10 protein-coding genes and 4 tRNA genes are annotated in these 13,151 nt (G+C 58.8%); 11 read left to right on the forward strand and 3 right to left on the reverse strand.

The features are described from left to right. Positions 1-76 precede the first annotated feature (76 nt). From ACVW0Y_RS07535 to ACVW0Y_RS07555, 5 genes are all read left to right on the forward strand, one after another. Positions 77-1,312: an aspartate kinase gene (locus ACVW0Y_RS07535; protein ID WP_108097153.1), complete on the forward strand. Its 1,236-nt coding sequence runs from the start codon at positions 77-79 to the stop codon at positions 1,310-1,312. A gap of 196 nt (positions 1,313-1,508) precedes the next feature. Continuing rightward, a complete protein-coding gene (csrA, locus tag ACVW0Y_RS07540; protein ID WP_003283978.1) occupies positions 1,509-1,694 on the forward strand; it encodes a carbon storage regulator CsrA in 186 nt (61 codons plus the stop codon). 61 nt (positions 1,695-1,755) lie between these two features. Next, positions 1,756-1,846 (forward strand) — tRNA-Ser (locus tag ACVW0Y_RS07545). 106 nt (positions 1,847-1,952) lie between these two features. Next, a tRNA-Arg gene (locus tag ACVW0Y_RS07550) sits at positions 1,953-2,029 on the forward strand. Between the two features lie 95 nt (positions 2,030-2,124). Further along, a tRNA-Arg gene (locus tag ACVW0Y_RS07555) sits at positions 2,125-2,201 on the forward strand. A gap of 41 nt (positions 2,202-2,242) precedes the next feature. Here the strand turns inward: ACVW0Y_RS07555 and ACVW0Y_RS07560 are convergent. Further along, the gene (locus ACVW0Y_RS07560; protein ID WP_457437212.1) at positions 2,243-2,743 is read right to left on the reverse strand and encodes a DUF4124 domain-containing protein; all 501 of its coding nucleotides are present in this window, start codon (positions 2,741-2,743) and stop codon (positions 2,243-2,245) included. Between the two features lie 317 nt (positions 2,744-3,060). On the opposite strand from ACVW0Y_RS07560, the gene mgtE reads away from it, so the two are divergent. Continuing rightward, a complete protein-coding gene (gene mgtE, locus ACVW0Y_RS07565; RefSeq protein WP_457437214.1) occupies positions 3,061-4,503 on the forward strand; it encodes a magnesium transporter in 1,443 nt (480 codons plus the stop codon). 99 nt (positions 4,504-4,602) lie between these two features. On the opposite strand, the gene ACVW0Y_RS07570 is transcribed toward mgtE, so the two are convergent. Continuing rightward, a complete protein-coding gene (locus ACVW0Y_RS07570; protein ID WP_108097150.1) occupies positions 4,603-4,929 on the reverse strand; it encodes an Arc family DNA-binding protein in 327 nt (108 codons plus the stop codon). Positions 4,930-5,339: 410 nt separating this feature from the next. Between ACVW0Y_RS07570 and phnN the strand changes: the two genes are divergently transcribed. Beyond that, positions 5,340-5,900, forward strand: coding sequence for a phosphonate metabolism protein/1,5-bisphosphokinase (PRPP-forming) PhnN (phnN, locus tag ACVW0Y_RS07575; protein WP_457437217.1), 561 nt, complete (start codon positions 5,340-5,342; stop codon positions 5,898-5,900). Positions 5,901-5,911: 11 nt separating this feature from the next. Here phnN and ACVW0Y_RS07580 read toward each other — a convergent pair whose 3' ends face one another. Continuing rightward, the gene (locus tag ACVW0Y_RS07580) at positions 5,912-6,385 is read right to left on the reverse strand and encodes an Lrp/AsnC family transcriptional regulator (RefSeq protein WP_457437219.1); all 474 of its coding nucleotides are present in this window, start codon (positions 6,383-6,385) and stop codon (positions 5,912-5,914) included. A 200-nt stretch (positions 6,386-6,585) separates the two neighbouring features. Between ACVW0Y_RS07580 and ACVW0Y_RS07585 the strand changes: the two genes are divergently transcribed. The 4 genes from ACVW0Y_RS07585 (at position 6,586) to ACVW0Y_RS07600 (ending at position 13,140) form a co-directional block, all read left to right on the forward strand. After that, positions 6,586-10,071: an indolepyruvate ferredoxin oxidoreductase family protein gene (locus ACVW0Y_RS07585; protein ID WP_457437221.1), complete on the forward strand. Its 3,486-nt coding sequence runs from the start codon at positions 6,586-6,588 to the stop codon at positions 10,069-10,071. 133 nt (positions 10,072-10,204) lie between these two features. Beyond that, positions 10,205-10,279 (forward strand) — tRNA-Arg (locus ACVW0Y_RS07590). Positions 10,280-10,532: 253 nt separating this feature from the next. Further along, positions 10,533-11,774 carry a glutamine synthetase family protein gene (locus tag ACVW0Y_RS07595; protein ID WP_457437582.1) on the forward strand — a complete coding sequence of 414 codons (1,242 nt, stop codon included), beginning with the start codon at positions 10,533-10,535 and terminating at the stop codon, positions 11,772-11,774. Positions 11,775-11,832: 58 nt separating this feature from the next. Continuing rightward, positions 11,833-13,140, forward strand: a complete 1,308-nt coding sequence (locus ACVW0Y_RS07600; protein ID WP_457437223.1) for an MFS transporter — start codon at positions 11,833-11,835, stop codon at positions 13,138-13,140. The last annotated feature ends 11 nt before the right edge of the window (positions 13,141-13,151 follow it).

Genomic DNA, 13,151 nt, shown 5'->3' on the forward strand with positions numbered 1-13,151 from the left:
AGTTGCCGCCTGCTGCCCGGCAGGCCTTGGCAACGGGTCGAGGCGACTGATTAATGAGGGGCTGAGGCAGCTGCAAATGGCTTTGATCGTACAGAAGTTTGGGGGCACCTCCGTCGGCACCGTCGAGCGTATCGAGCAGGTGGCCGAGAAGGTCAAGAAATTCCACGAAGCCGGCAATGAGCTGGTCATCGTGTTGTCGGCCATGAGCGGTGAAACCAACCGCCTGATCGACCTGGCCAAGCAGATTAGCGAGCAACCGGTTCCGCGCGAACTGGACGTGATGGTGTCCACCGGTGAGCAGGTGACTATTGCTCTGCTGGCCATGGCCCTGATCAAACGTGGCGTGCCGGCGGTGTCCTACACCGGCAACCAGGTGCGCATCCTCACCGACAGCGCCCACAACAAAGCACGCATCCTGCAGATCGATGATCAGAAGATTCGTGCAGACCTCAAGGCTGGGCGTGTGGTTGTGGTCGCAGGCTTCCAGGGTGTGGACGAGCAGGGCAATATCACTACCCTGGGCCGTGGCGGCTCCGACACTACCGGCGTAGCCCTGGCTGCGGCGCTGAAGGCGGATGAGTGCCAGATTTACACCGACGTCGATGGCGTTTACACCACCGACCCGCGTGTAGTGCCCCAGGCCCGTCGTCTGGACAAGATCACCTTCGAAGAAATGCTGGAAATGGCCAGCCTGGGTTCCAAGGTGCTGCAGATCCGCTCGGTGGAATTCGCCGGCAAATACAACGTCCCGCTGCGCGTGTTGCACAGCTTCCAAGAGGGTCCGGGCACCCTTATTACTATTGATGAAGAGGAATCCATGGAACAGCCGATCATCTCCGGCATCGCCTTTAACCGCGACGAAGCCAAGCTGACCATCCGTGGCGTGCCGGATACCCCCGGTGTAGCCTTCAAGATCCTCGGCCCGATCAGTGCCGCGAACATTGAAGTGGACATGATCGTGCAGAATGTCGCGCACGATAACACCACCGATTTCACCTTCACCGTGCACCGCAACGACTACCAGAACGCCCAGCAAGTGCTGGAGCAGACTGCGCGTGAGATCAACGCCCGTGAAGTCAGCGGCGACCTGAAGATCGCCAAGGTTTCCATCGTTGGTGTGGGCATGCGCTCCCACGCAGGCGTTGCCAGCCGCATGTTCGAAGCCCTGGCCAAGGAAAGCATCAATATCCAGATGATCTCCACCTCGGAAATCAAAGTTTCCGTGGTAATTGAGGAGAAATACCTGGAACTGGCGGTACGTGCCCTGCACACCGCCTTCGAGCTGGATGCCCCAGCCCGGCAGGGCGAATAAGCGATTATTCGAAAGGCGCGGTTGATTCCGCGCCTTTTGTCTTTTTGGCAGGGTAGGTGGAACTTTCTTTCTGCCTACACTAGTCAATACTTGGGTGACGGCGGCGGGGTGGTTGATATGCACCGCTGCCGTCACCATTTTAATTTTTGCAGACTGTCTAGTTGTCCTGAACTGTAAATCCGTAAGGAGAAAGGGAATGCTGATTCTGACTCGCCGGGTCGGAGAGACCCTGATGGTAGGTGACGATGTCACTGTCACCGTGTTGGGCGTTAAAGGTAATCAGGTGCGAATTGGCGTCAATGCGCCGAAAGAAGTTGCTGTGCACCGGGAAGAAATCTACCAGCGCATCCAGAAAGAGAAGGACCAAGAACCAAGCCACTAATTTTTATCAATTTTTGGCTTTGCAAACGGGGAAAACATGGATATCATGCGCCCCGTGTTGCGGAGAGGTGGCCGAGTGGCCGAAGGCGCTCCCCTGCTAAGGGAGTACACCTCAAAAGGGTGTCGGGGGTTCGAATCCCCCCTTCTCCGCCATTAATTTCAACGAAATTGATGTTCTGGGGTTTTACGCTAAGTCGTTGAAATTACTGGAAAAATTGATTGACCATCAGTTTCGAAGCTTTATAATTTGCGTCACATTGCACTCATAGCTCAGCTGGATAGAGTACTCGGCTACGAACCGAGCGGTCGGAGGTTCGAATCCTCCTGAGTGCACCATTTAGATAGCCTGATTTGTTGCTAAAACAAGTCGGTCATTTAAAGCCAGAGATGTATCAAGAGAGTCTCTGCAAAGTAGTTGAAAGTTGTAAATTGCACTCATAGCTCAGCTGGATAGAGTACTCGGCTACGAACCGAGCGGTCGGAGGTTCGAATCCTCCTGAGTGCACCATATTTAAAGGGTCTGCAGAAATGCAGACCCTTTTTTATTGCCTAGGGTTTTACGCAGCCGCTGGCATCAAAGCTGACGCTGCGCTTGCGGCCCTTGTCCTGTTTGTCCACGTAGTTGTAACGCATCTTGCCGTTCTGGCTACTGATGCTATCCGGCTTGCCGAGCATGCTCTCGACGTCTGCCCGGCTCATGCCCGCTTGCACTTCCTTGTCAATCATTGCCTTGCGTCGTGCGCTGGCTGTGAGCAGATTGCCGCAGCCATCCTGGCGCAGGCCGATGCCGACTACGGCCTGGTGTTCTTCATCGGGCTTGGGTGGGCGGGTGGATCTGGATTTGCCGGCGGCTTTTCCGGTTTCTTGCGCCGTGCCGCCAGGCGGTGGATTGTCGGCGTTCTGTAGTTGCAGCTGTTGGTCGCTCGGGCAGCCAAGATGGGTGAAGGTGACCCTGCCGTCGTGGTCCTCGCAGCGGTATACGGTGGTGGCAAACAGGGTGGCAGGGGCGAGCGATATGACCAGCGCAGTTGCGCACAGGGATGGGTGCATAGGGGTGTCCTCCGTGACGTTGTCTGCTCACCCTACGCCTATTTTTTATTCGCTTTGCAGTGCCTCCCAGCCTTTCTAATGCGTCGTACACAGGATTCAGAGAAAACCTAGCTTTGTGGCGCAAGCGCTTGTTCTTGCCTAGATTTTGTCGCATGCAAAGCCTAGGAGCAGTGGTATCATTTGCCAGTCAGCCTCGCCGAGGCTTATGGATCGCAATCATGGACTTACCCAGTAGTAGCTCAAGACCTCGCTTTACCAATCAAGAATTGACTGATTGATCCCTTTGGCGCGCTCTGCCGCTGGGGGTGGAGTGTGCTATGACCGAAGTAGAAGCAAAAAAACCGCAAGAAAGCCTGCAGGACCGACTCGCACAAGTCGTTGAATTACTGCACCGGCACAAGCTGGTCGAAGACCTGACGCACCGTCAGGAAGGCCAGCACCAGGAGCGGGTGGAAAACCTGGTCCACCGACAGAATCTCGCCGAGTTGCAACGCAAGCTCGATGACCTGCACTCCGCGGACGTAGCCCATATTCTCGAAGCGCTGCCGCTGGATGACCGTCTGACCGTATGGCAGCTGGTCAAGGCCGAGCGCGACGGCGACATCCTTCTCGAAGTATCCGACTCGGTACGTGAAACCCTGATCGCCGACATGGACGATCACGAGATTCTCGCTGCCGCCAAGGATATGGACGCCGACGAACTGGCCGACCTGGCACCAGAACTGCCACGTGATGTTGTCCATGAGTTGATGGAAACCCTCGATGCGCAACAGCGCGAGCGCGTGCGCTCGGCGTTGTCTTACGAGGAGGACCAGGTCGGTGCGTTGATGGACTTCGAGATGGTCACCATCCGCGAAGATGTCAGCCTCGAGGTGGTTCTGCGCTACCTGCGCCGCCTGAAAGAATTGCCTGGTCATACCGACAAATTGTTTGTGGTGGATTACGACGGCGTGCTTAAGGGCGTGCTGCCGATCAAGCGCCTGTTGGTCAATGATCCTGACAAGCAGGTTGCCGAGGTAATGGCAGACGATCCGGTGAGCTTTCATCCGGATGAAGATGCCTACGATGCAGCGCAGGCTTTCGAGCGTTACGACCTGATTTCCGCGCCTGTCGTTGATAAGAACGGCAAGCTGATCGGCCGTCTGACCATCGATGAAATGGTCGATCTGATTCGTGAAGAAAGTGAAACCGAAGTGCTGAACATGGCGGGTCTGCGCGAGGAGGAGGATATCTTCGCCTCAGTGTGGAAATCGCTGCGTAACCGTTGGTCCTGGCTGGCGGTGAATCTGGTCACTGCGTTTATTGCGTCGCGGGTGATCGGCTTGTTCGAGGGCTCCATCGAGAAGCTGGTGGCACTGGCGGCCTTGATGCCGATCGTGGCTGGTATCGGAGGCAACTCGGGCAATCAGACCATCACCATGATCGTGCGAGCCATGGCGCTGGACCAGGTGAGCACTGGTAACACCTCGCGCCTGATGCGCAAAGAGCTGGCGGTGTCGGCTTTTAATGGCGTGGTCTGGGGCGGAGTAATCGGTGCAGTCGCCTATATGCTTTATGGCAGTTGGTCGCTGGGCATCGTGATGACTGCAGCTATGACGCTCAACCTGCTGTTGGCAGCCTTTATGGGCGTGCTGATTCCCATGACCCTGACCCGCTTCGGGCGCGACCCGGCGCTGGGGTCCAGCGTTATGATCACCGCGGTAACTGATAGCGGGGGCTTCTTTATCTTTTTGGGCCTGGCGACCCTGTTCCTGCTCTAGGCACCTGGCTTCGTTTAAATGTAAAAAGCCCAACCATAAAAAAACCGCCAATTGGCGGTTTTTTTATGGAGGCTTGGTAAGTGAAGCAGTGGGGCCGGCTTAGGCCTCTTCCGCGTTCATCTCGGCATCGTGGGCGATCAAAGCAACCAGAGCGTTTTGCTGGCGACGGGACAGTTGGCGAAACCGTTGCAGCAGCTCACGCTCATGCAGGGACAGTTCCGGTCTATCGAGGCGCATGCTCAGGTCTTCGTCCAGCGAGCCTTCCTGGAGCATGCTCTGCTCCAGGCGAGCGATGATCTCGGAGTTCATGCTGCGGTGATGATTACGCGCTACATCCGCGATGCGCTCGCGCATGCCATCGGGTAAACGAACGACGAACTTGTCAGCCGTACGGCTGGAATAAATAGCCTGTTTCATAGGGCGCATACATTTAAACCGGTTAGTTCAAGGAAGCGATGCTGGCACTTGGCTGCATGATTGTCACCGGTTTGACCATCAATAGCACTAGCCGTTCAACGGGGAGTTCCACAAACCCCAATTGACTTAGCAGTCACTGCATCAGTTATTTGACGCCAAATCTGTGTCAGATTTTGAACCGGCTACAGGCTTTGTGCCAGCACCAACTGTCGAAAATGAGTGCCACTTGTCAAAGTTGCATCGTTGGTACTGCAGTACGGCTTATTTAAGCTGATGTTTACCTTCACGTCATAGGCGTCAGGCTTGATTTAGAGCGGTTTCACCTTTTGCTTGCCACGTCATCGTTTCGATCAGGCAAGATTGCCGCTGAATTTTGCCCAACGCCGCGAAGACGCTGTGCAATAGCCGAGAGGTTTGGCTTGATGGGTACACTGATTTATCTGATCGGACCTTCCGGTTCCGGCAAGGACAGCCTTTTGAAGGCTGCTCGTCCGCAGCTTGAGATGCAGGGCTGCCATCTGGTGCGGCGCGTGATCACCCGCTCGGCCGAGGCCGTGGGGGAAGAGGCCGAAGCCGTAACCCCGCAGCAGTTCGATCGTATGGAGGCCGACGGTGCCTTTGCCATGAGCTGGCGTGCCAATGGTCTGGCCTATGGAATTCCTGCGCAGATCAATACATGGCTGGAGGCGGGTGATGATGTATTGGTCAATGGTTCGCGCGCCTACCTGGCAGAGGCTCGCCGCCGTTATCCGGGGTTACTGGCCATCCTGTTGACAGTCGACATCCAGGTGTTGCGCGAGCGCCTGTTGGCCCGTGGTCGTGAGTCGGTAGCAGAGATAGACGCCCGTCTGGCGCGCAATGCCCAGTTCCAGCTGGACAGCTCGACGCAGGATGGTTCGGTGCATGTACTGGATAACTCAGCCCACTTCGAGCGCACCGTCGCTGCGCTGTTGAAGCTGATTGCCAGCTACCGCCGGTAAAAATAACGCCGCTAAACCAGGTCCAGCGGCAGCTCCGTGGTGCGCTTGACCTCACTCATGGCGATATTGGAGTGCGCCTCCAGCACGTGGGGGCGCTGTAGCAACTGGTCGCGCAGAAAACGCTCATAGCTGGCGATGTCCTTGGCCACCACCTTGAGCAGATAGTCGGAGCCGCCGGCCATGGTGTAGCACTCCAGCACCTGCGGGTACCCGACGATTTCCTGTTCAAACTCGGTGAGGTTGTTGCGCCCATGCGCCGACAGTTTGATGTTGACGAACACGGTGATCGAGAAGCCCAGCAACGTTGGATTGAGCAGGGCCACTTTGCGTTCGATCAGCCCTTCCTCCTGCATACGATGAATGCGCCGCCAGCAGGGTGATTGCGACAACTCGACCTTTTCCGCAATCTCCGCCGCCGACAGGTCGGCGTTGTGTTGCAGCAAGCGAAGAATCTTGCGATCGATAGGGCTCAATGGATTCTGCATGACTCATTCCCGATTGTTTTTGTTCTTGGATAGATCATGCGCAAGAGTGGCGCGGGAGCCGAAAAATAGAAAGAAAAAAGCCGTACCGCCCAGTCATATTCTTAGCCATGCGCCCAGGCAGTGATCCTGTCGGGGCGAAGCAAGGGGTGGCTTTCACCGTAGCCGCCCAGGTCGCCATAAAAATAACAGGAGCGCCCGCTATGTCTCTGGCCGAGATCCGCCTGGATGACAAGTACCGGCTCGCAACCGGTCACCTTTATCTCACCGGCACCCAGGCGCTTACCCGCCTGCCCATGCTGCAGAAACAGCGCGACAGTGCCCATGGCCTGAACACCGCCTGTTTCATTTCCGGCTATCGCGGCTCGCCTTTGGGCAATCTCGACAAGAGCCTGTGGGAAGCCAAAACCTTTTTGCAAGACAACCACATTCACTTCCAGCCCGGCGTCAACGAAGAGCTGGCCGCCACCGCCGTGTGGGGCAGTCAGCAGACCAGCCTGTTTCCCGGCGCACGTTACGACGGTGTGTTTGCCATGTGGTATGGCAAGGGCCCTGGCGTGGACCGCTGCGGTGATGTGTTCAAACACGGCAACTCCGCCGGTGTATCGGCCCATGGCGGTGTTTTGCTGCTGGCCGGCGATGACCACGGCTGCAAATCTTCCAGCATCGCCAATCAGAGCGAGCATGCGTTTATCGTTGCTTCGATCCCGGTGCTCAATCCGGCCAATGTCCAGGAAATTCTCGACTACGGCATTCTCGGCTGGGAGCTGTCGCGTTACAGCGGCTGCTGGGTGGCGTTGAAGACCATTGCCGAGAACGTCGATTCCTCGGCGGTGGTGGACGTCGATCCACTGCGCGTCGAGGTGCGATTGCCCACTGATTTCCAGTTGCCGGAAGATGGCGTGCATATCCGCTGGCCCGACCCGCCGCTGGTGCAGGAAAAACGCCTGAACACCTTCAAGATCTACGCTGCCCGCGCCTTTGCGCTGGCCAACAATCTGAACCAGGTGAAGCTCGACTCGCCCAATCCTCGCCTGGGCATCATTACTACCGGCAAGTCATACCTGGATGTGCGCCAAGCGCTGGTAGATCTCGGCCTCGATGATGAGCTCTGCGCCCAGGTAGGGCTGCGGGTGCTTAAAGTGGGAATGAGCTGGCCGCTGGAGCCGGTGTCGGTGCATGAGTTCGCCCAGGGGCTGGACGAGATTCTGGTGGTGGAGGAAAAACGCAGCATCATCGAAGACCAACTTACCGGTCAGCTCTACAACTGGCCGGTGGATAAACGCCCGCGGGTGGTTGGCGAGTTCGATGAAGAAGGCGTGTCGCTACTGCCCAACCTCAGCGAGCTGACCCCAGCGATGATCGCCCGTGCTATCGCCAAGCGCCTGGCACCGATCTACTCCAGCGAACAGATCGAGTCGCGCCTGGCCTTTCTCGCCGCCAAGGAAAAAGCCCTGGCCGCGCCTAAACACCAGACCGTACGCACCCCGCATTTCTGTTCGGGTTGCCCGCACAACACCTCCACCAAGGTCCCTGACGGTAGCCGCGCCCAAGGCGGCATCGGTTGTCATTACATGACCCAATGGATGGATCGCAACACCGATACTTTTACGCAAATGGGCGGCGAGGGCGCGACCTGGATCGGCCAAGCGCCCTTCACCGATACCCCGCATATTTTCCAGAACCTGGGCGACGGCACTTACTTCCACTCCGGCCAGTTGGCCCTGCGTGCGGCGGTCGCGGCCGGGGTGAATATCACCTACAAGATTCTCTACAACGATGCAGTGGCCATGACCGGCGGCCAGCCCATCGATGGCGAACTGCGCGTCGATCAGTTGAGCCAGCAGGTATTTGCCGAGGGGGTAAAGCGCATCGCCCTGGTATCCGATGAGCCGGACAAGTACCCCAGCCGCGCCGGCTTTGCCCCTATTGTCACCTTTCACCATCGCCGCGAGCTGGATGCCGTGCAGCGAGAGCTGCGCGAGTTCAAAGGCACCTCGGTGATCATCTACGACCAGACCTGTGCCACGGAAAAACGTCGGCGGCGCAAACGCGGCAAATTGCTCGACCCGGCCAAACGCGCCTTTATCAATCCGGCGGTGTGCGAGGGCTGCGGCGATTGCAGCGTGAAGTCCAATTGCCTGTCGGTGCTGCCGCTGGAAACCGCCCAGGGCAGAAAGCGCGAAATCGACCAGAACTCCTGCAATAAGGATTTCACCTGCGTCGATGGTTTTTGTCCGAGCTTTGTCACCGTTCACGGTGGGCGTCTTCGTCAGCCCGAGGCATTGGGCCATGGCGCGGATTTCCCCACGCTACCGGAGCCGTCGCAGCCAACCCTGGAGCGGCCTTACAACATACTGCTACCGGGCGTTGGCGGCAGCGGGGTAACCACTGTCGGTGCCTTGCTGGGGATGGCGGCCCATCTCGAAGGCAAAGGCTGCAGCGTGCTGGATCAGGCCGGGCTGGCGCAGAAGTTCGGCCCGGTGATTACCCATATCCGCATCGCTGCGGTGCAGGACGATATCTACGCGGTGCGGATTGCTGCCGGGGAAACCGATCTGCTGCTGGGCTGCGATCTGGTGGTGGCAGCCAGTGAAGAGGCGCTGGCCAAACTCAACGAGCAAATCGCCCATGCGGTGGTGAATAGCCACGAGGCGGCGACTGCTGAGTTCACCCGCAACCCCAATGCCGAGTTCCCGGGGGCAGCCATGCAGCAGGCGATTGTCGAGGCCGTCGGGGCGAGCAAAACCCATTTTGTCGAAGCTACCGAGCTGGCCACGGGCCTGATGGGCGACAGCATCGCCACCAACCTGTTTATGCTCGGTTACGCCTACCAGCTTGGGCTGGTGCCGGTGAGCGCCGAGGCGATCAATCAGGCGATCGAGCTGAATGCCGTGGCCGTGCCTTTGAATCAACAGGCGTTCCTCTGGGGCAGGCGCGCGGCTCATGCACCTGAAGCTGTGGCGAAGTTGGCCAAACCTGATGCCGCTGCACAACTAGCGGAACAGGAGCAAACCCTCGAGCAGCGTATCGAGCGCAACGCGGCGACTCTGCGCGAGTACCAGAACGACGCCTATGCCGAGCGCTACCTGCAGCTGCTCAGCCGGGTTCGCGAGGTAGAAACCCGCGTATTTCCCGGCCAACCGCTGGCGCTCACTGAGGCCGTGGCCTTCAACTACTTCAAGCTGCTGGCCTACAAGGACGAATACGAAGTGGCGCGTCTTTACAGCAATGGCGAGTTCACAAGGCAACTGGCTGCGCAGTTCGAAGGCGATTACCGGCTGCAGTTTCATCTGGCACCGTCGTGGCTGAGCAAGCGCGATCCGCGTACCGGCGAGCTGCGTAAACGCAGTTTCGGTCCCTGGATGGTGCGGGCGTTTGCCCTGTTGGCGAAGTTCAAGTTCCTGCGTGGTACCGGGTTGGATCCGTTCGGCTACAGCCATGAGCGTCATCTGGAGCGCGAATTGATTGCCGCCTACGAAGCTGATGTGCAGTTGATCGAGCAACGCCTGAGTGACGCCAAACGCCATAGCGCGTTGGCCCTGGCGCGGGTGCCGGAGCGCATCCGTGGCTACGGCCACGTCAAGGATCAGGCGTTGGCCGCCGTGACCCATCAGGCAGAAGAGTTGCGCCGCACGCTGCGTGATGAAAGCACTGCGCAGTCCAGGCTTTACGTGGCTGCTGCCTGATCGCAACGCCGGGTTCGCTGCCGCCATGCACCCCGATGGCGGCAGCGTTTTCCTGCCTGGCAAATACATGACAAAACGGCTGCTCGCCGTTAACATGCCGGCCGGTCGGCAGCATTGCCGTCTTGTCGCGTTTGTCTCCTTAGTTCAATGGATAGAATAAGCCCCTCCTAAGGGCTAGATGCTGGTTCGACTCCAGCAGGGGACACCATCGCTGTGCCGTTTCACCCCTCTCTTTATTCCGCTTGCCAAGCGCTATGGCGCTTTATCTGTGCTCGCTGCTTGAAATCCTGAACAGCCGATGCGTATTTTGTACGCGCCTCCGCTAGCGTGCGGAATGGCTTCAACAAGGATAAGAAGTTATGAGTACAGATGGCCCCAGTTCCCTTGCCGAGCGTTTGGCCGGCATCGACGAAATCGAATGCGTAACCCCTGACCTCAACGGTGTGCCGCGCGGCAAAGTGATGACCGCCGCCGGCTTTCTGGAGGGTCGCCGGCTGCAGCTGGCGCGAGGTGTGTTGCTGCAATGCATCATGGGTGGCTACCCGCCAGCGCCGTTCTATGGCGGTGACGATGGTGACCTGGCGCTGAATGCCGAGCCCACGCAGATTCACCGTCTGCCCTGGAGCGAGGTGCCTCGTGCGCTGGCCATCTGTGATGCGGACGAGCTGGATGGCAGCAGCTCGGGGCTGTCGACCCGCGGTCTGCTCAAGCGTGTGCTGGCCAAGTACCGTGCCCGTGGTCTGGCACCGGTGGTGGCAACAGAGCTGGAGTTTTTTGTCTTCGCGCCCAATGCCGATCCGCAGCGGCCGTTCCAGCCGCCAGTGGGTCTGAACGGTCGTCGTGAAGATGGCTGTTCGGCGTTTGGTGTGTCGTCGAACGCCGGTTTGCGTCCGTTCTTCAACGAGGTTTATCGCTGCATGGCGGCCCTGGGTCTGCCGCGCGACACCTTTATGCACGAGATGGGCGTAAGTCAGTTCGAGATCAATCTGCTGCACGGCGACGCGCTGCTGTTGGCGGATCAGACTTTTCTGTTCAAGCACCTGCTCAAGGAAGTGGCGCTCAAGCATGGTCTGACCGTGGTGTGCATGGCCAAACCGCTGGCGCAGACACCGGGTAGCTCGATGCATATTCACCAGAGCGTGGTGGAAGAGGGCAGTGGGCGGAATATTTTCACCGCGGCGGATGGCGAGGCGACGCCGGCGTTCTATCAGTTCATTGCCGGGCAGCAAGCGGCGCTGGCCGATTTCACCCTGTTGTTCGCACCGAACGTGAACTCCTATCAGCGTCTGTTCCATCCCTATGCGTCGCCGAACAACGCGTGCTGGTCCCACGACAATCGCGCGGCCGGGTTGCGCATTCCGGCCAGTTCGCCGGTGGCGCGGCGGGTGGAGAACCGTCTGCCGGGCGCCGACGCCAACCCTTATCTGGCCCTGGCTGCCAGTCTGGCTGCGGGCCTGTATGGCATTGAGCAGGAACTGCAACCGACAGCGGCCATCCAGGGTGAGTTCGACGTGCCGGATGCCTTGCGGCTGCCGTCTACGATGCAGGCTGCGATAGACCGCCTGCAGCGCAGCGAACTGGCCCGCGGGATGTTCGGCAACGAGTTCATTGACGGCTACATTGCTACTAAGACGATGGAGCTCACCAGCTTCTTCGATGAAATCACCCCTTGGGAGCGTCGCGTGTTGGCTGCCCAAGCCTAAGTGTCACCCGCCAGGCCCTGTTGGCCTGGCCCCATTCAAGGAGCCGTTCGGAAAGCTGATGCATCGAATCTGGAAGTCTTTTCGAGCGCTTTACTTCGCCAGCCTGCTGATGCTGATCGGTTCGGGTCTGTTGAGCACCTACCTCGGGCTGCGTCTGGCCGCCGATAAAACCGACTCGTTGTGGGTCGGTGCATTGATGGCGGCGTATTACCTGGGCCTGGTGCTCGGCGGCAAGGTTGGCCATAGATTGATCGCCCGGGTTGGGCATATTCGCGCCTATGTCACCTGCGCGGGTATCGTCACCGCGGCGGTGCTGGGCCATGGCCTGATCGATTGGCTGCCAGCCTGGGTCGTACTGCGGGCCATCGTCGGCGTCGGCATGATGTGCCAATACATGGTCATCGAGAGTTGGCTGAACGAGCAGGCCGAGGCCAGCCAGCGCGGCATGGTGTTCTCCGGCTATATGATTGCCTCCTATCTGGGCCTGGTGTTGGGCCAGTTGGTACTGGTGCTGCATCCGGCGTTGGGCCTTGAGTTGTTGATTCTGGTGGCGATGTGTTTCTCGCTGTGCCTGGTGCCGGTAGCGGTTACACGCAAGATCCACCCGGCACCCATGCGGCCGGCACCGTTGGAGCCACGGTTTTTTATCAAACGGGTGCCGCAGTCGCTGACCACCACACTGGTGTCCGGTTTGGTCATCGGCTCGTTCTACGGGTTAGCGCCGTTGTACGCGGCGCGCCAGGGCCTGAGCAATGAACAGGTCGGTCTGTTTATGGGCTGCTGCGTATTGGCGGCTTTGGTGGTGCAGTGGCCGTTGGGTTGGTTGTCTGACCGTCATGATCGTGCCGTGCTGATCCGCGGTTGCGCCGGTCTGCTGGTGGTGGCGGCGTTGCCACTGGCAGTGATGCCGACGGTGCCGCTGGAGGTGCTGATACCGGTCGGCTTTGTGCTCTGCCTGTTGCAGTTCAGCCTGTATCCCTTGGCCGTGGCGTTTTCCAATGACCATGTGGAAGGCGAGCGGCGGGTGTCGTTGACGGCAATCTTGCTGGTGACCTTTGGCATTGGTGCCTGTATCGGGCCGTTGGTAGCGGGTGGGCTGATGCGTCAGTTCGGTGCCAATATGCTATTTGCCTTTGTCAGCTTCTGCGCCGCGGTGCTGGTGCTGCGCATTCGCCCGGATGCGGTGACCAATCTGCACCAGGTGGACGATGCACCGCTGCACCATATGTCGATGCCGGACAACATGACCAGCTCGCCGCTGGTGGCAGCCTTGGATCCGCGGGTCGATGAGCAGATCGTGCATGACCAGATGCAAACCCAGCCGGCTGCGACGGTGGAAAATCCGGCCGACTCCAAATCAACCTGATTGGTTGTTGC

The sequence above is a fragment of the Pseudomonas sp. TE3786 genome, from assembly GCF_054057335.1.